The organism is Burkholderia sp. 22PA0106, assembly GCF_047497155.1.
GTDB lineage: Bacteria > Pseudomonadota > Gammaproteobacteria > Burkholderiales > Burkholderiaceae > Burkholderia.
In genome coordinates this window covers 3,983,336-4,001,687 of record NZ_CP163163.1, presented here as the reverse complement: position 1 = coordinate 4,001,687, position 18,352 = coordinate 3,983,336, and the positions used below count along the sequence as shown (strand labels likewise).

General features: G+C 68.9%; 14 protein-coding genes. 8 read left to right on the top strand and 6 right to left on the bottom strand.

What is annotated here, in order from left to right; translation table 11 throughout:
- The first annotated feature begins 87 nt into the window (after positions 1–87).
- From AB4850_RS32860 to AB4850_RS32845, 4 genes are all read left to right on the top strand, one after another.
- Positions 88–1,236 (top strand): alginate lyase family protein, encoded by a 1,149-nt coding sequence (locus AB4850_RS32860; protein WP_414443556.1) that lies wholly within the window; start codon positions 88–90, stop codon positions 1,234–1,236.
- A 31-nt stretch (positions 1,237–1,267) separates the two neighbouring features.
- Positions 1,268–2,656: an L-serine ammonia-lyase gene (locus tag AB4850_RS32855; RefSeq protein WP_414443555.1), complete on the top strand. Its 1,389-nt coding sequence runs from the start codon at positions 1,268–1,270 to the stop codon at positions 2,654–2,656.
- Between the two features lie 121 nt (positions 2,657–2,777).
- Positions 2,778–4,499: a thiamine pyrophosphate-binding protein gene (locus AB4850_RS32850; protein ID WP_414443554.1), complete on the top strand. Its 1,722-nt coding sequence runs from the start codon at positions 2,778–2,780 to the stop codon at positions 4,497–4,499.
- Between the two features lie 41 nt (positions 4,500–4,540).
- On the top strand, positions 4,541–5,650 hold the full coding sequence (locus AB4850_RS32845; protein WP_414443553.1) for an ADP-heptose--LPS heptosyltransferase: 1,110 nt from the start codon (positions 4,541–4,543) through the stop codon (positions 5,648–5,650).
- Positions 5,651–5,732: 82 nt separating this feature from the next.
- Here AB4850_RS32845 and AB4850_RS32840 read toward each other — a convergent pair whose 3' ends face one another.
- On the bottom strand, positions 5,733–6,833 hold the full coding sequence (locus tag AB4850_RS32840) for a helix-turn-helix domain-containing protein (RefSeq protein WP_414443552.1): 1,101 nt from the start codon (positions 6,831–6,833) through the stop codon (positions 5,733–5,735).
- A gap of 341 nt (positions 6,834–7,174) precedes the next feature.
- Between AB4850_RS32840 and adh the strand changes: the two genes are divergently transcribed.
- Positions 7,175–8,695: an aldehyde dehydrogenase gene (gene adh, locus AB4850_RS32835; RefSeq protein ID WP_206131744.1), complete on the top strand. Its 1,521-nt coding sequence runs from the start codon at positions 7,175–7,177 to the stop codon at positions 8,693–8,695.
- Positions 8,696–8,747: 52 nt separating this feature from the next.
- On the opposite strand, the gene eutC is transcribed toward adh, so the two are convergent.
- The 3 genes from eutC to eat are packed head-to-tail and all read right to left on the bottom strand — an operon-like array spanning position 8,748 to position 12,401.
- A complete protein-coding gene (eutC, locus tag AB4850_RS32830) occupies positions 8,748–9,560 on the bottom strand; it encodes an ethanolamine ammonia-lyase subunit EutC (RefSeq protein ID WP_414443551.1) in 813 nt (270 codons plus the stop codon).
- Positions 9,557–10,954, bottom strand: coding sequence for an ethanolamine ammonia-lyase subunit EutB (locus AB4850_RS32825; RefSeq protein WP_414443550.1), 1,398 nt, complete (start codon positions 10,952–10,954; stop codon positions 9,557–9,559). The genes eutC and AB4850_RS32825 overlap by 4 nt, the downstream gene beginning before the upstream one ends.
- Before the next feature lie 58 nt (positions 10,955–11,012).
- Positions 11,013–12,401 carry an ethanolamine permease gene (gene eat, locus AB4850_RS32820; RefSeq protein WP_414443549.1) on the bottom strand — a complete coding sequence of 463 codons (1,389 nt, stop codon included), beginning with the start codon at positions 12,399–12,401 and terminating at the stop codon, positions 11,013–11,015.
- A 255-nt stretch (positions 12,402–12,656) separates the two neighbouring features.
- Here eat and AB4850_RS32815 point away from each other — a divergent pair, with 255 nt between their 5' ends.
- On the top strand, positions 12,657–13,136 hold the full coding sequence (locus AB4850_RS32815) for an AraC family transcriptional regulator (RefSeq protein ID WP_414443548.1): 480 nt from the start codon (positions 12,657–12,659) through the stop codon (positions 13,134–13,136).
- Between the two features lie 54 nt (positions 13,137–13,190).
- On the opposite strand, the gene AB4850_RS32810 is transcribed toward AB4850_RS32815, so the two are convergent.
- A complete protein-coding gene (locus AB4850_RS32810) occupies positions 13,191–15,749 on the bottom strand; it encodes a heavy metal translocating P-type ATPase (RefSeq protein ID WP_414443547.1) in 2,559 nt (852 codons plus the stop codon).
- Between the two features lie 81 nt (positions 15,750–15,830).
- Here AB4850_RS32810 and cadR point away from each other — a divergent pair, with 81 nt between their 5' ends.
- Together cadR and AB4850_RS32800 are read left to right on the top strand one after the other, a co-directional pair.
- The gene (gene cadR, locus AB4850_RS32805; RefSeq protein ID WP_414443546.1) at positions 15,831–16,262 is read left to right on the top strand and encodes a Cd(II)/Pb(II)-responsive transcriptional regulator; all 432 of its coding nucleotides are present in this window, start codon (positions 15,831–15,833) and stop codon (positions 16,260–16,262) included.
- A gap of 84 nt (positions 16,263–16,346) precedes the next feature.
- The gene (locus AB4850_RS32800) at positions 16,347–16,958 is read left to right on the top strand and encodes a helix-turn-helix transcriptional regulator (RefSeq protein ID WP_414443545.1); all 612 of its coding nucleotides are present in this window, start codon (positions 16,347–16,349) and stop codon (positions 16,956–16,958) included.
- 175 nt (positions 16,959–17,133) lie between these two features.
- Here the strand turns inward: AB4850_RS32800 and AB4850_RS32795 are convergent, their stop codons facing one another.
- The gene (locus tag AB4850_RS32795; RefSeq protein ID WP_414443544.1) at positions 17,134–18,273 is read right to left on the bottom strand and encodes a branched-chain amino acid ABC transporter substrate-binding protein; all 1,140 of its coding nucleotides are present in this window, start codon (positions 18,271–18,273) and stop codon (positions 17,134–17,136) included.
- Between the last annotated feature and the right edge of the window lie 79 nt (positions 18,274–18,352).

Here is an 18,352-nt window from a genome sequence, read left to right as displayed (position 1 = left end):
CCGGCGGGCGCAGCGGCGCGCCGTCGCGTTCGTTACCAAGTCCGGCTACCATCACACACCGCCATCCAGCCAAACGAGGAGTTCCGCATGGTGCGCAAGGTGTTACCGGACAACACGGCCGTCAATCGCGTGAGGGCCGCCGCCGCGCGGCCTCGCTGGCGGGCGTTCGCACCGGCCGTCGCGGCCTGCGTCGCGTTCGCCGCTTCGGTCGGCGCGTCGCCCGCTCGGGCGGCCATGAATTTCTGCGCCGCGCCCGCGCTGCAGAGCAACGAATCGACTTCCGCCGAACCCGGCATCCAGGCGCTCGTCCGCGGCGTCGACGCGCACCTGAACGACGCGCCGAACGCGATGCAGCACCTCCATACCGAGGGGCTGCTGCCGCATGAAGGCATCCGCGATCAAAGCGAGGCCGCGCTCGACGACATGGAGCGCATGCGCGACGCGGCGCTGGCCTGGCGCGTCACCAACAAGCCGGCCTACCTCGCGTTCGTGAACCGTTTCCTGCTCGCCTGGGTCACCACCTACGAGCCGGATTTCAATCCGATCGACGAAACCCGTTTCGAAAGCCTGATCATTGCGTACGACATGACGGCGAGCACGCTGCCCGTGAAAACGCGCAACGCCGCCTCGGCCTTCATCGCCAAGCTCGGCGCCGGCTACGTCGCGCAGGTCGAGGCGCAGCCGCGCCCGCTCACGGGCGTGTGGCGCAACAACTGGCAGAGCCACCGGATCAAGCTGATCGCGCTGGCCGCGTTCACGCTCGGCGACCGCAAGATGATGAACGCCGCGCAGCGCCTGTTCGTCGAGCATCTGGCCGACAACATCAAGCCCGACGGCACCACCATCGATTTCGAGGAGCGCGACGCGCTCCACTACACCGTCTACGACCTGCAGCCGCTCGTCACGGCCGCGCTGGCCGCGCGCCGCTTCAACCGCAACTGGCTCGGCGAGCGCGGCGCGAACGGCGCGACGCTGAAGGCCGCGCTCGACTGGTTGGTGCCGTACGCGCGCGGCGAGAAGACCCACGAAGAATTCGTCAACTCCACCGTGCCGTTCGACGCCAAGCGCCGCGAAGCCGGCCTGCCCGGCTACTCGGGGCCGTGGGCGCCGAAGAACGCCACCGAACTGTTCCACCTCGCGGCCCGTCTCGACGGCCGCTACAACAGCGTCGCGCAATCGCTGTCGCCGCAGCCGCCCGCGTGGCTGGCCGCGTGCCTGCCGTTGCCGGCGCGTTAATTCACCCGCTCCGCATACAGGAACTCCCCAAATGGCAGTCAGCGTGTTCGATCTCTTCAAAATCGGGATAGGCCCGTCCAGCTCGCATACGGTCGGACCGATGCGCGCCGCGCTGATGTTCGTCCAGGGGCTGGAGCGCGACGCGCTGCTCGAACGCACGGCCACCGTGCGCGTCGACCTGTACGGCTCGCTCGGCGCGACCGGCAAGGGCCACGGCACCGATCGCGGCGTGATGCTCGGCCTGATGGGCGACGCGCCCGACACGGTCGATCCCGACACCATCGATGCGCGGCTGGCCGCCGTGCGCGACAGCAAATCGCTGTCGCTGCTGGGCCGCCATCCGGTGCCGTTCTCGATCAAGGAGCAGATCGGCTTCTACCGCCAGGCGCTGCCCGAGCATCCGAACGCGATGACGCTGCGCGCGCGCGACGCGGCCGGCGAGGCGCTGCGCGAAACCACCTACCTGTCGGTCGGCGGCGGCTTCGTGGTGACGGCCGGCGCGGCGAACACCAAGGTGCTGAACGCGGCCGACCAGATGCCCTACCCGTTCAGCTCCGGCGCCGAGCTGCTGGCGCTGACCGCCTCCACCGGCAAGTCGATCGCGCAACTGATGTGGGACAACGAACGCGCCTGGAACGACGAGGCCACCACCCGCAGCGGCCTGTTGAAGATCTGGGACGTGATGCAGTCGTGCGTGTCGCGCGGCTGCGGGATCGGCAACCCCGATGCCGAGGGCACGCTGCCGGGGCCGTTCCAGGTCAAGCGCCGCGCGCCGCAGCTCTATCGCACGCTGAGCGGCAACCCCGAGCAGGCGCTGCGCGATCCGCTGTCGATGGTCGACTGGATCAACCTCTACGCGATCGCCGTCAACGAGGAGAACGCCGCCGGCGGGCGCGTAGTCACCGCGCCCACCAACGGCGCGGCCGGCATCATCCCGGCGGTGCTGCACTACTACGCGCGCTTCGTGCCTGGCGCGAGCGAACAGGGCGTGATCGACTTCCTGATGACGGCCGCCGCGATCGGCATCCTCTACAAGCTCAACGCGTCGATCTCGGGCGCCGAGGTGGGCTGCCAGGGCGAAGTGGGCGTGGCCTGCTCGATGGCGGCCGGCGCGCTGGCCGCCGTGATGGGCGGCACGCCGCGCCAGGTCGAGAACGCCGCCGAGATCGGCATGGAGCACAACCTCGGGCTGACCTGCGACCCGGTCGGCGGGATGGTGCAGATTCCGTGCATCGAGCGCAACGCGATGGCGTCGGTGAAGGCCGTCAACGCAGCGCGCATGGCGCTGCGCGGCGACGGCAGCCATTACGTGTCGCTCGATTCGGTGATCAAGACGATGCGCGAAACCGGCGCCGACATGAAGACCAAGTACAAGGAAACCTCGCGCGGCGGGCTGGCGGTCAATATCGTCGAGTGTTGAGCCGGCCGTGAGCCGTGACGGCGCGGCGCACCGCCGCCGCGCCCGCGTTTTTCGTTACTCCCGCGTGGTTCCTATCCGGCGTAAGCTATCCCCCTCGCCACCGAGAGGGAGCCCGCAGCCCATGCCGTCCACCCCGGATTCCGCCGCCCCGGCCAGCGTCAACGGCGCGCGACTGCTCGTCGACGCCTTGCTGGCCAACCATGTCGAGCGCGTGTTCTGCGTGCCCGGCGAAAGCTTCCTCGCCGTGCTCGACGCACTCGGCGACGAAACCGCCCGCATCGCCACCCTCGTCTGCCGCCACGAAGCCGCCGCCGCGAACATGGCCGAGGCCACCGGCAAGCTCACGGGCCGGCCCGGCATCGCGTTCGTCACGCGCGGCCCGGGCGCGGCGCATGCGTCGATCGGCGTGCACACCGCGTTCCAGGATTCCACGCCGATGATCCTGTTCGTCGGCCAGTGCGCGCGCGAGCATCTCGATCGCGAGGCGTTCCAGGAAATCGATTACCGCCGCATGTTCGGCGAGATGGCGAAGTGGGTCGCGCAGATCGACGACGCGCGCCGCATCCCCGAATACCTGAGCCAGGCGTTCCATGTCGCCACCGCGGGGCGGCCCGGCCCGGTGGTGCTCGCGCTGCCGGAGGATCTGCTGTCCGATCCGTGCGCGCCGCAGCCGGTGCTGCCGGCCGCGAAGCGGATCGCGGCGTCGCCGTCCGATGCGCAGGTGGCGGAGTTGCGCGAGCGGCTCGCGCGCGCCGAACGGCCGCTCGCGATCGTCGGCGGCAGCGGCTGGACGCGCGACGCCTGCGCCGACCTGCGCCGCTTCGCCGAAGCCTGGCAACTGCCGGTAGCCTGCGCGTTCCGCTATCAAGACACGTTCGACAACGCGCATCCGCTCTACGCGGGCGACGTCGGGCTCGGCATCAATCCGGCGCTCGGCAGGCGCATTCGCGAGGCGGACCTGCTGCTCGCGATCGGCCCGCGGCTCGGCGAGGCCACCACCGGCGGCTACACGCTGCTCGACATCCCCAAGACCCGGCAGGCGCTGATCCACGTGCATCAGGGCGCGGAGGAACTGGGCCGGGTATATGCGGCGGATCTGCCGATCGTCTCGGGGATGCCCGAAATCGCCGCGCGGCTGGCCGCGCTCGCGCCGCCCGAGGTGCTGCCGTGGGCCGGCAGCGCGGCCGACGCGCACGCGGCCTACGACGCGTGGCGCGCGCCGCTGCCGATGCCGGGCGACGTGCAGTTGGGCGAGATCATGCAGCAGTTGCGCGAGCGGTTGCCGCACGACGCGATCGTCAGCAACGGGGCGGGCAACTACGCCACCTGGCTGCATCGTCATTACCCGTATCGCGCGTTCCGCTCGCAACTGGCGCCGACCAACGGCGCGATGGGTTACGGCGTGCCGGCCGCGCTGGCGGCGAAATCCTTGTATCCGCAACGGGTTGCCGTGGCGCTGGCCGGCGACGGCTGCTTCATGATGGCCGGCCACGAACTCGCCACGGCCATGCAGTACGGCCTGAACGTGGTGGTGATCGTGGTCAACAACCAGCATTTCGGCACGATCCGCATGCATCAGGAACGCCATTACCCGGGGCGCGTGCACGGCACCGGCCTGACCAACCCCGATTTCGCCGCCTATGCACGCGCGTTCGGCGCGCATGGCGAAACGGTGCTCGCCACGGCGGAATTCGCACCGGCGCTCGAACGTGCGCTGGCCGCGAACTTGCCGGCGCTGATCGAGATCCGCGTGCCGCAGGAGGCGAGCACGCCGTCTGCGACGCTCGCGCAGGTGCGCGAACAGGGCCGCAAGCTGCGCGGCGAGCCGGGTAATTCAGCGTGAGCGTGGCCCTGCCTCCGGCAACCGGGGCTGCGATACAAGGCGTGGAGAGCGACGGCCCCACCGGCCTCGATGCCCTCGATGCGCATGCGGCCTTGCGGCACCCGGGTACGCTGCTGACGCCGGAGCGCATGCTCGTCGCCCCGTACGATCTCGAGATGGCCGGTGCGGTGCCAGCGGGCGTGATCGCGGCCACGGCGAGCGCGGCCGGCGCGGGCATCCTCAACGCGGCCGAGCAGCCGTTCCGGCTCGACTACGCGCGCTGCAAGACAGTGCGCGTGATCAACGGGATGGGCGTCGCGCTCGGCGATTCGATCATCGGCCTCACGGCGCTCGACGCCCTGCGCGGCGCGCATCCGGCGCTGCGCTTCGTGCTGTACCGGCCCGCGCGGCTCGCGGCCCATGTCGCGCAACTCGACGCGCTGGCTGGCCGCCCCGCCTCGCATGGCGACGCCGTGGCCGAGATCCGCACGCTGCCGGTTGCGCTCGACGCGCTGCCGATCGCCGACACAAGGATCGACGTCGGCAACCAGCTCTACCGGCCAGCGTTCGCGGCGCTGCCGATGATCGACTACTTCCTCGATGCGCTCGGCGCCGAACCAGCAGCAATCCCGGCGGAAGCCAAGCGCAACCGCTGGCTCGCGCGGCTCGCCTTGCCCGCGCTGCCCACGCCATGGCACACGCGCCGCTACGCGCTGTTCTGCGCCGACGCCAGCACGCCGCTGCGCAGCATCCCGCCCGCGCGGCGCGCGGCGCTCGTCGAACGCATCGCGCAGCGTTACGGGCTGCCAGTACTCGGCTTCGGGCCGGTCGATCATCGGGCGTATGTGGACGTGCGCGCGCTGTCGCCCGATACCGCCGCCTATCTGGCGTGGGTGCGCGGCGCGGCGGTGCTGATCGGCGCCGATTCGTCGGCGATCCACGTGGCCGACGGCTTCGACGTGCCGACGCTGGCCTGCTTCACGAGCATCGCGCCCGAATTGCGCGTGCGCGACTATCCGCATTGCCGGCCGGTGGTGGTGCCGGTGCCGCCCGCGCTGCACGACCGGCATGCGAGCGACGATGCGGACGATATTGCCGCGGTGGATGACGCCTATCGCTCGCTCGATTGGGATGCGCTGGCTTGGCCGTTGGCGCGTGACGGCAATGCTTAGTCAGTTCACCGACGTATTTCTCAGCGCCTCCGACGGCCGCATCCCGAACATGCGACGGTAATCGGTCGCGAACTGGCTCAGGTCAGTTCACCGCTTCCGCCACGGCAACCCCGAACGCCTCCTTCAACGCCTCCGACGGCCGCATCCCGAACATGCGACGGTAATCGGTCGCGAACTGGCTCAAATGCCAAAAACCCCACGCGGCGGCCACGTCCTGCACCGAGCCGGCAGCGCGGCCGCACAAGTCGCGCCGCGCGCCGTTCAGGCGCAGCGCGCGCAGGTACGTGGCAGGCGCCATGCCGAGCACATCCTGGAAGCAGTTCTGCAAGGTGCGGCGGCTCACATGAAGCTGCTCGCACAGTTCGGGCACGCCGATCGGCCGGCTGCGATGCGCGAGCATGTAGTCGCGCGCCAGCGCGACGATGCGGCGGCGGCGCTGCGGATGCAGGCCATCGGCCTCGTCGTCGGCGTCCGGCCCCGCGCACACGTCGAACAAGGCCGCCAGCACCGCCGCCTGCAAATCGTGACGCTCGCACTCGGACAACACCGCGCGCGGCGCGACCGCATCGTCGAAACGCGCGGCCAGCAGCGCACGCAGCCGTGCGAGCCGCGCCTCGCCGGGCTGCACCACCGGCTGCCGCAGCCGCGCGTCGAGGCCGACGTGCTCGACATGCTCGGCGTAACGGCGCAGCACCTCGCCGCGCACCACCACGCCGTAGATCGAGAACGCGGCCGGCGTCAGCAGTTCGAATTCGACGTTGCCGGGCCGGCAGGCGAAACCGTCGGCCGCGATCGGCCGCGCGTCGATCCGCGCGCTGCCGTCGGGCCTGGCCGGAATGCCGAACCAGTACGCGTCGCCGCGCACCTCGCAACCCTGCCGAAGCGCGTGGCTGGTGGTTTCGCTAAACAGCTTCATGGTGTCGAGCGGCAGCTCGGTCAGCGTGCCGGCGAAGCGCCCGGCCGCGAGCTGGTCGTAGGTCTGGCGCCAGCCGATCAGGTTGCGCGCCTGCTCGTCGGCGTCGTGCGCGACGCTGACCACGGCGCGGCCCGCCGGCGCTTCCGTGCCGGCCGCGCTGCGGCGTGTGTCTTCCGCGGTGGCCTCGGCCCGCGCGTCGGCGGCCGCCCTGTCACCGGCCAAAACTTCGGCGTCCTTCACGGTTTCGATCCCGCCCCGAGCATTCATCGTCCCTGCCCCTTTTTCGGTCCCGGCTTTCATCGACACGACAAATATGCAAATCCCGTGCCGAAAGTCCGTCAGGCCCGCGTTGCCCGGCCTCGCGCGCGGCTGTGCCACGAAGGCACAGCGCGCCACGCGGCGGCGTGCCAGTTCTGCGCACCTGCCATTGCCCGAGCACCGCACACGCGGACCGGCCCGCCGCCGCGCCCCGGCTGGCCGCGCCTCGCACCGCGACGCGCCCGGCACGCACCGCCGCGCGGCGCACTGGCACGCTTTTGGCGTATTTCACAGGCCCCGCCGCACGTGCGCGGCGACGTTTCCTAATTCCGACATGCGAGGAGCGACAGATGAACCACGCCGAGATGCAGCATCTGAACATCGAATTTCCGTATCGCAAGCAGTATGGAAACTTCATCGGCGGCGAATGGGTGCCCCCCGTCGCAGGCCAGTATTTCGACAACATCTCGCCCGTCACCGGCCAGCCGTTCACGGCCATCCCGCGCTCGCAGGAAGCCGATATCGAATTGGCGCTCGACGCCGCCCACGCGGCCAAGGCCGGCTGGGGCGCGACGCCCGCGGCGGACCGCGCCGCCGTGCTGCTGCGCATCGCCGATCGCATGGAGCAGAACCTGGCGCGGCTGGCGGTGGCCGAGACGATCGACAACGGCAAGCCGCTGCGCGAAACCACGGCCGCCGACATCCCGCTGGCGATCGACCACTTCCGCTATTTCGCGGGCTGCCTGCGCGCGCAGGAAGGCTCGATCGCCGATATCGGCGGCGACCTGGTCGCGTACCACTTCCACGAGCCGCTCGGCGTGGTCGGCCAGATCATCCCGTGGAACTTCCCGATCCTGATGGCCGCCTGGAAGCTCGCGCCGGCGCTGGCGGCCGGCAACTGCGTGGTGCTCAAGCCGGCCGAGCAGACGCCCGCCTCGATCCTGGTGTGGGCCGAACTCGTGCAGGACCTGCTGCCGCCGGGCGTGCTCAACATCGTCAACGGCTTCGGGCTGGAGGCCGGCAAGCCGCTGGCGTCGAGCAAGCGCATCGCCAAGATCGCGTTCACCGGCGAGACCACCACGGGCCGCCTGATCATGCAGTACGCGAGTGCGAATCTGATTCCGGTCACGCTGGAGCTGGGCGGCAAGAGCCCGAACATCTTCTTCGCCGACGTGATGGACCGCGACGACGGCTACTTCGACAAGGCGCTCGAAGGCTTCGCGATGTTCGCGCTGAACCAGGGCGAGGTGTGCACCTGCCCGTCGCGCGCACTGGTCGAGGAAAGCGTGTACGAGCGCTTCATCGAGCGCGCCGTGAAGCGCGTCGAGAAGATCCGCCAGGGCCACCCGCTCGACGCGCAGACGATGATCGGCGCGCAGGCCTCGGCCGAGCAGATGGAAAAGATCCTGTCCTACATCGACATCGGCCGCCAGGAGGGCGCCGAGTGCCTGACGGGCGGCGAGCGCAACACGCTGACGGGCGAGCTGGCGAGCGGCTACTACGTCAAGCCGACGGTGTTCCGCGGCCACAACAAGATGCGGATCTTCCAGGAGGAGATCTTCGGGCCGGTGCTGTCGGTCACCACGTTCAAGAACGAGGAGGAAGCGCTGGAGATCGCCAACGACACGTTGTACGGCCTCGGCGCCGGCGTGTGGACCCGCGACGGCACGCGCGCCTACCGCTTCGGCCGCGCGATCCAGGCCGGCCGCGTGTGGACCAACTGCTATCACGCCTACCCGGCGCATGCGGCGTTCGGCGGCTACAAGCAATCGGGCATCGGCCGCGAAACGCACAAGATGATGCTCGACCACTATCAGCAGACCAAGAACCTGCTGGTCAGCTATAGCGAGAAGCCGCTCGGGTTCTTCTGAGTTTTCCGTGCTGCATGCGAGCACCGCCGGCGAGCGATCGCCGGCGGTTTTTTCATGGCGCGTCGGCGGGTTGGCCGCCAAGACGTTCGGCATCCGAAGCATTGCCGGGCAGCAACGCGTCGCTGTCGTCCTTGAGGCCCACGCCGGTCAGTTGCAGCCGGCGCGCGTGCGTCAGCAGATAGTGCAGCTTGTGCGCAGCGGCCGCGTGCGGCAGCCCTTCGGGCCGCACGTTCGAGATGCAGTTGCGCTGCGCGTCGTGGCAACCGACCTTCGGCGCATAGGTGAGATACACGCCGAGGCTGTCCGGCGAACTGAGGCCGGGCCGCTCGCCGATCAGCATCGCCACCAGTTGCGCGCGCAACAATTCACCGATCTCGTCGCCGAGCGCGACGCGCGCCTGGCGCGCCACCACCACCGGGCCGAGCGACCAGCCGTCGGCATCGAGCCGGCCGCGCACCGCCTCGATCAGCGGCAGCGCCTGTTTCGCGGCCGCGAGCGCCGACAGGCCGTCGCCGATCACGAACACCAGGTCGGGCGCGGCCGCCACCTCGCGGCCCGCCGCCGCCAGCGCCTCGCGGCTCGCGTCGGACAGCCGCCTGCCGAGATCGGGACGCCGCAAGTAGTGCTGACGATCGGGCGCGGCGCTGTCGGCCGCGAGCGTCGCGTAACCGGCCGCCTCCAACTCGCCGCGCAGCGCGTCGGCATCGAGCGGCTGATGCACGGCGTCGCGCGCCTGTGCGTGCGACAGGTTGAAGGCCAGCAGCGGCTCGGTCGGCAGGCTGCTGCCCGCGCGGCCGAGCGCGATGCGCGCGTTCGTAAACGACTTGAGCCCGCCCCACGGGTTCTTCTCGACGGCGTCGCTCATGCGCCGATCCCCATCCAGTCATCCGCGCCCGTCAGCAGCGGCGTGCGTGTCGAAGCCGGCAACAGCACGCCCTTCGCATCGGCGATCTCCATCGTCTCCAGCCATTCCTCGAACTCGGGCGCGCGGCGCAGGCCCAGCACCTCGCGCACGTACAACGCATCGTGGAACGAGGTGCTCTGGTAGTTCAGCATCACGTCGTCCGCGCCCGGAATGCCCATGATGAAATTGATGCCGGCCGCGCCGAGCAGCGTCAATAAGGTATCCATATCGTCCTGGTCGGCTTCGGCGTGGTTCGTGTAGCAGATGTCGCAGCCCATCGGCACGCCGAGCAGCTTGCCGCAGAAGTGATCCTCCAGCCCGGCGCGAATGATCTGCTTGCCGTCGTACAGGTATTCGGGGCCGATGAAGCCCACCACCGTGTTGACCAGGAACGGCCGGAACTTGCGCGCCACCGCGTAGGCGCGCACCTCGCAGGTCTGCTGGTCGACGCCGTGATGCGCGTTGGCCGACAGCGCGCTGCCCTGGCCGGTCTCGAAGTACATCAGGTTGTCGCCGACGGTGCCGCGCTTGAGCGAGCGCGCCGCCTGGTGCGCCTCGTCGAGCAGCGCCAGCGAGATGCCGAAGCTCGCGTTGGCCTGCTCGGTGCCCGCGATCGACTGGAACACCAGGTCGACGGGCGCGCCTTTCTCGATCGCCGCGATGGTGTTGGTGACGTGGGTCAGCACGCAGGATTGCGTCGGCACGCGATAACGCTCGCGAAACGCGTCGATCATGTTCAGCAGGCGGGTGATCGCGGCGAGGCTGTCGGTGGCCGGATTGATGCCGATCATTGCGTCGCCCGAGCCGTACATCAGGCCGTCGAGCATCGAGGCGGCGATGCCGCGCGCGTCGTCGGTCGGATGGTTCGGCTGCAGCCGCACCGACATGCGCCCCGGCAGGCCCACCGTGTTGCGAAAGCGCGTGACCACGCGGCGCTTGCGGGCCGCCGCGATCAGGTCCTGGTTGCGCATCAGCTTCGAGACGGCCGCCGCCATTTCGGGCGTGATGCCCGGTGCGACGCGTTCCAGCGCCGCGCCATCGGCCGCCGGCGACAGCAGCCAGTTGCGGAAGTCGCCCACCGTCAGATGCGAAATCTCGGCGAACGCCGCGGCGTCGTGATCGTCGACGATCAAGCGCGTGACCTCGTCGCGCTCGTACGGGATCAGCGCCTCGTTCAGGAACGCCTTGAGCGGCACCGCCGCCAACGTCATCCTGGCGGCCACGCGCTCTTCCTCGCTGGCCGCCGCGACACCGGCAAGCTGGTCGCCCGAGCGCAAGGGGCTTGCCTTGGCAAGCAAGGTCTTGAGGTCCGCGAACCGGTAGGTCTGCGAACCGATAGTCTCCGTGTAGGCCATCTGTGAATCTCCTGAGGTCGAGCGGCGCGCGGCGCGGCAATCCGGGCCGCGCGCCGCCTCATTCCTCGAGCAGCGCCTCGGCGGGCGCGGCGGCGCGTTGTGCGCGCGTCGCCAGGAAGTAGACGAAGCCGAGCGCGACGATCGCCACGAACACACCCGCCACCAGCGCGTTGAAATAGAGCATCGTGCCGAGGCAGATCAGCGCGGCGACCAGCGCGAACGCCGGGAACAGCGGGTACAGCGGCGCGCGGAACGGCCGCGCCATGGTGGGCTGCGAGCGGCGCAGCTTGAACAGCGCCGCCATGCTGACGATGTACATGACGATAGCGCCGAACACCGACATCGTCACGATGTTCGCCGTCAGCGTCTGGCCGCCGAACTGGATCAGCTCATCGCTGTAGATCGCCGCGATGCCGATCACGCCGCCCGCGATGATCGCGCGATACGGCGTGCGAAAGCGCGGATGCACCTTGGCCAGCCACTCGGGCAGATAGCCTTCGCGGGCCAGCGCGAAGATCTGGCGCGAATAACCGAGGATGATGCCGTGGAACGACGCCACCAGCCCGAACAGGCCGAGCCACACCAGCATGTGCATCCAGCCGCTGTGCTCGCCGACGATGTATTTCATCGCCTGCGGCAGCGGATCGTTGATGTTGGCGAGCTTGCTCCAGTCGCCCGCGCCGCCGGCGAACACCATCACGCCGATCGCCAGCACCACGAGGGTCAGGATACCGGCCACGTAGGCGATCGGGATCGAGCGCTTCGGGTTCTTGGCTTCCTCGGCGGCCATCGCCACGCCTTCGATCGCGAGGAAGAACCAGATCGCGAACGGAATCGCCGCGAACATGCCGTTGAACGAGCCGAGCGAGAAGTGATCGGCGCCGCTCCAGCCCGCGTGCGTGAAGTTCGCCCACGAGAAGCCCGGCGACACCACGCCCATGAACACCAGCAGCTCGAAGATCGCCAGCACCGTGACGATCAGCTCGAACGTGGCAGCAATCTGCACGCCCACGATGTTGAGCGCCATGAATACGAGGTAGGCGCCCATCGCCGCGTGCTTCGGCTCCAGCGACGGGAACTGCACGTGCAGATAGGCGCCGATCGCCAGCGCGATGGCCGGCGGCGCGAACACGAACTCCACCAGCGTGGCGATGCCGGCCAGATAGCCGCCCACCGGCCCGAACGCGCGGCGCGCGTAGGCGAACGGGCCGCCCGCGTGCGGAATCGAGGTGGTCAGTTCGGTGAAGCTGAAAATGAAGGTGGTGTACATCGCCGCGATGAACAGCGCGGTGACCACGAAGCCGAGCGTGCCGGCGCTGGCCCAGCCGTAGCTCCAGCCGAAATATTCGCCCGAGATCACCAGGCCCACCGCGATCCCCCATAGCTGCCAGGTGCCGAGGGTCTGTTTCAGCGCCGGCCCGGAATGGCCGTTCGACTCTGCATGCATCGCGTTCTCCTCGGGTGCGGCCCGTCGAACGCGGCGCGCCGGAACGGGTGTGGGAGAACCGATGCTAGAGAGTCATAAATCGACGTGTTATCGAAAATCGGCAAAGGTGGGGGCAGGCGAGGGCGGGCAGCGGAGATATTGCGCGGACGGCAACGGTTTCGTACGATGAGCGGCGCCGCGCACCGGTTCGCGATTGCCTGGGCGTTCGCGTTGCCACCGGCCCGTGTGCATCGACCCTATTCAGGAGACCTGTTCATGAGCACGCGTCAGATCGAGATCCGCGAGCTTGACCCGATCGAGGTGGTGGCCGCCGAACATCGCGGGCCTTACAGCGAGATGCACACCGCGTTCGCGCGGCTGGCAGGCTGGATCGATGTGCAAGGCCTGTTCGGCCCCGACGCTTGCTGCCTCGGCATCTTTTACGACGATCCGGCCGTGGTGCCTGCCGCGCAGCTTCGCTCGCACGCGTGCTACGCGCTCGGCCCGGACACGGCGGCCATCGCGCTGCCCGAACCGTTCGAACACCTGACGATCGCGGGCGGCACCTGCGCCGTGCTGATCCACGAAGGGCCGTACGACACGCTCGGCAACGCCTACGCCTGGCTGTACGGCGAATGGCTGCCGTCATCGGGCCACGTGCCGGCCGATGCGCCCTCGTTCGAGGCCTATCTGAACGATCCGCGCACCACGCCGCCCGAACAACTGCTGACCGCCATCCACCTGCCGCTGCGTTGAATGACGGGCAACGGCCCGCAACGGCCCATTTGCTGCGGATAACGAAATGACCGCCTAGCCGCGCGAGGCGCGCAGCAGCCGCAAGCCGTTGCCGACCACGATCAGGCTCGCGCCCGCGTCGGCGAACACCGCCATCCACATCGTGCCGAGCCCGGCGATGGTCAGGCCGAAAAACACCGCCTTGACCGCCAGCGCGAAGCCGATGTTCTGCACCAGCACGCGGTGCGTGGCGCGCGAGAGCCGCACGAACTCGGGGATCTTGCGCAGGTCGTCGTCCATCAGCGCGACGTCGGCCGTCTCGATGGCGGTGTCGGTACCCATCGCGCCCATCGCGAAGCCGATGTCGGCGCGCGCCAGCGCCGGTGCGTCGTTGATGCCGTCGCCGACCATCCCGACCGCGCGCCCTTGCCGCCCCAGTTCCACCACCGCCGCGAGCTTGTCCTCGGGCAACTGGTTGCCGCGCGCATCGTCGATGCCCACCTCGCGCGCGATCGCCGCCGCCGTGTAGGCGTTGTCGCCCGTCAGCATCGCGGTGCGGATGCCGAGCGCATGCAGTTGCGCGATCGCCTCGCGGCTGCTGTCCTTGACCGTGTCGGCCACCGCGAACAGGCCGAGCACGCGCGCCGCGTCGATCAGCATCACCACCGTCTTGCCCTGCGATTCGAGCGCGGCGACGCGTGCGTCGAGCGCGGCCGAGGCGCGTCCGAGTTCGGTGGCCAGCCGCTGATTGCCGAGCCAGTACGACGCGCCGTCGATCGCGCCGCGCACGCCGCGGCCCGGCAGCGCCTCGAAGCCGTCGACCTCGGCGAATGGCGCCGCATCGGCCGAGGCGCGCGCGATGGCCTGCGACACCGGGTGATCGGAGCGGTTCGCGAGGCTCGCGGCCAGGAATGCGAGGCGGGCCGGCGCGAGATCGTCGGCCAGCGCCTCGAGATCGGTGCGGGCGGGCTTGCCGTGCGTGATCGTGCCGGTCTTGTCGAGCGCGAGCCAGCCGAGCTTGCGGCCTTCTTCCAGATACACGCCGCCCTTGACCAGGATGCCGCGCCGCGCGGCGGCGGCCAGCCCGGAGACGATGGTGACCGGCGTGGAGATCACCAGCGCGCACGGGCAGGCGATCACCAGCAGCACCAGCGCGCGATAGAGCCAGTCGTGCCACGCGCCGCCGGCCAGCAGCGGCGGAATCACCGCCACGGCCAGCGCGATCGCGAACACGATCGGCGTGTAGACGCGTGCGAAGCGGTCGACGAAGCGCTGCGTCGGCGCCTTCGCGCCTTGCGCCTCCTCGACGGCGTGGATGATGCGCGCGAGCGTGGTGTTCGAGGCCACGGCGCTCACGCGATAGTCGAACGAACCAGCCTCGTTGATGGTGCCGGCGAACACGGCGTCGCCGGGCGCCTTTTCGACCGGCAGGCTTTCGCCCGTGATCGGCGCCTGGTTGACCGTCGAGCGGCCGTCCACCAGTTCGCCGTCGAGGCCGATCCGCTCGCCGGGGCGCACCCGCACGATCGCGCCGAGCGCCACCGTGGCCGCCGCGACCGGCGCCCAACTGCCGTCGGGCTGCCGCACCGTGGCGGTGTCGGGGGCGAGCCGCATCAGGCCCGAGATGGCGTTACGGGCACGATCGAGCGACTTGGCCTCGATCAGTTCGGCGATCGTGAACAGCACCATCACCATCGCGGCTTCGGGCCACTGGCCGATCAGCATCGCGCCCGTCACGGCGATGCTCATCAGCGCGTTGATGTTGAGGTTGCCGTTGCGGATCGCGATCCAGCCCTTGCGGTAGGTGGTGAGGCCGCACACGGCCACCGACGCCACCGCGAGCAGCGCGGCCAGCCAGCCGGGCAGGCCGGCCCAGGTCACGGCTTCGGAGGCGAGCGCGGCCACCCCGGCGGCCACCAGCGGCCAGACCGGCTTCGGCGCATCGGCCAGCGGCGCGCCGGATGCGCCGGCCGCCGAAGCACCACCGCCGGCCAGTTCGGGCGTCATGCCGAGCGAGCGGATCGCCGCGGCCACCGATTCGGCCGCGCCGGGCGCGTGCACGACGGTCAGCAGCCGCTGCATCAGGTTGAAATCGAGCGTCGTGACCGAGGCCATGCCGCCGAGCTTCTTGCGAATCAGCGTTTCCTCGGTCGGGCAATCCATCTGCATGATCCGGAACGCCGAGCGTTCGGTGCCGTCGGCCAGGCGTTGCGTACCGGGCAAGGCGGCGAGGATCGGCGCGGCGGGGGCGCAGCAGGACGCGGCCGAGGGGTGATCGTGTGCGGCGTGGTCGTGCGAGCCGTGGTCGTGCGAATGGGCATGTGCGCCGTGATCGTGGCGGCTATCGTCGCCTCCGCCGACGTGCGCATGGCCGCATTGGTCGTGACCCTCCGCAGCGTGGTCATGGCCCTGCTCACCATGCGCATGATCGCCGTGCGCGTGCCCATGATCGTGGCCAAGCCCCCGCGCCTGTACCGGCGCGTCGTCCTTCTTCACCCAGCGGATCGCCAGTTGCGGCTTCGCGTCATCGCGCGCACCCGCATCATCGTGGCCGTGATCGTGCGCGCAGCAGCCGGCTGGCGACGGTGCGTCGTCGGCGCGGTGCGCGTCGTGAGTGCGGTTTGATTCGGCCATGGCGTTCTCCTGATTGCATGAGGTGTAGAGTTAACACCCTGAAGCCACTTCAGGGTCAACCGTTTCCGACAGGAGAATCTGATGAAGATCGGCGAACTTGCCAAAGCCGCACGCTGCACGCCGGAGACCATCCGCTTCTACGAAAAAGAGGGGCTGATGCCGGACACCGAGCGCACCGACGCGAACTACCGGCGCTATACCGAGCTGCACGTGGAGCGCCTGCGGTTCATCCGCAATTGCCGCGCACTCGACATGACGCACGACGAAATCCGCACGCTGCTGCGCCTGACCGACGACCCGGCCGACCGCTGCGATTCGATCAACACGCTGCTCGACGACCACATCGGCCACGTCAACGCGCGGCTCGTCGAACTGCAGCAGTTGAAGGCTCAACTGAGCGAATTGCGCGAGCAATGCCAGGGCGAGCACACGGTCGAGGATTGCGGCATCGTGCACGGCCTCGCGACCATGGAGACGCCGGAGGCGGGCGCAAAGCGCACCCACGTCGGCTGATTGCCACCCGGGTTTCATTGCATCAAACAATGACTAGCCATAAAATGACCAGTCATTGTTTGATGATTGATTTGACTGGCTCCCATGCCTAAATTCTCCCCCCTCGCGCTCGCCGTACTGGCCATGCTGACCGAAGCGCCGATGCACGTATACCGCATCCAGCAGCTCATCAAACTGCGCGGCAAGGACGACGTGATCAACGTCCGCCAGCGCAACAGCCTCTATCAAACGCTCGATCGCCTGCTGCGCGAACGCCTCGTGGTGGTTCACGAAACCGAGCGCGACGGCATGTTCCCCGAGCGCACCGTCTATGCCGTGACCGAGGCCGGCCGCAACACGGCGCGCGGCTGGCTGCGCGAACAACTGGCGCAGCCGGCCCGCGAATATCCGGCGTTTCCGGTGGCGCTGTCGGTGCTGCCGCTGCTGTCGGTGGACGACGCGCGCCGCCAGCTCGAAGCGCGCATCACGGCGCTGGAGGCGGAACTCGAACGGCTCGACGCGGCGCGCAACGCGGCGCTCGCGCTGCAGATCCCGCGGCTGTTCCTGCTGGAAAGCGAACTGCTGCAGGCGAACGTCGAAACCGAACTCGCCTGGGTGCGCAGCGTGGTGGCGCATCTGAAGGCCGGCGCGCTGACCTGGAGCGAGGCCTGGCTCAAGAAGGTGGCCGAGCGGCTGGCGGCCAGCGATTCGGATTGAAGCCGGATTGAAGCCGGATCGAAGCGAAACCAATGAAACCCGAAGCGGGGCAGGGAAGCACGATGAACGCCGCCCCAAAACAAGACCGGCCGGCGGCACGTCCTGAAACGTGCCGCCGGCCGGTCCCGTGAGTCATCCAGCCCGCGCGGGGCGCACCCCGCTCAGGCCGTGCGCATTACTTGCCGCCGATGCTCTTGAGCGGCACCCATTCGCCCTTCACGACCTTGTACATCGTGATGCCGCCGTTCTTCAGGTCGCCCTTCGAGTCGTACGCGATGTGCGTCGAGGTCACGCCGGCCATATCCGTCTGCGCGAGCACCGGCAGGTACTTGGCCGGATCGGTCGAGTTCGCCTTCTTCATCGCGTTGAACATCGCCATCGCGCCGTCGTAGGCGTACGGCGAGTAGGTCTGCACGTCTTCGCCGAAACGCTTCTTGTACTTCTCGGCGTAGGCCTTGCCGCCCGGCATGTCGTTCAGCGGCAGACCGGCCAGCGAGGCGATCGTGCCGTCCGACGCGTCGGCGGCGATCTTCAGGAAGGTCGGCGTGTGGACCATTTCGCCGCTCATCAGCGGGGAGGCGAGGCCCAGCGACTTCATCTGCTTGACCATCGGTGCGCCTTGCGAATCGGCGCCGCCGTAATAGACCATATCCGGCTTGGCGGCCTTCAGCTTGGTCAGGATCGCCTTGAAGTCGACGGCCTTGTCGTTCGTGAATTCACGATCGACGATGGTCGCGCCGGCTGCCTTGGCGGCCTTCTCGAACTGGTCGGCCAGGCCTTGGCCGTAGGCGGTGCGGTCGTCGACGATCGCGATCCGCTTCATGCCCAGATCCTTGACCGCGAACGCGCCGGCCACCGAGCCCTGCTGCGTGTCGGACGTCATCATCCGGAACGTGGTCTTGTAGCCCTGCGTGGTGTATTCGGGCGCCGTCGCCATCGCGATTTCGGGGATGCCGGCGTTCGCGTAGATGCGCGAAGCGGGGATCGTGGTACCCGAATTGAAGTGGCCGAGCATGCCCTTGATGCCGTCGTCGACGAGCTTCTGCGCGACCGTCGTGCCGGTGCGCGGGTCAGCCTGGTCGTCTTGCGAGTCGAGCACGAACGTCACCGGCTTGCCGCCGATAACCGGCTTGGTCGCGTTGAAATCCTCGATCGCGAGCACGATGCCGTTTTGCATGTCCTTGCCGTAGTGCGCCTGCGCACCCGTCATCGGGCCTGCAAAACCGATCTTCACGTCCTCCGCGTATGCGGTCCCCGCCAGCGACATGACCGCAACCAGCGTTGCGCCTGCCACTTTTTTCATCGTGTGTTGCATAGCTTCTCCTAATACCAGGGTAGATGGAGCGGCTTCGGGTTTGCCTTGCCGCTTCCGTTTCGTCATGCCAACCAGCCGG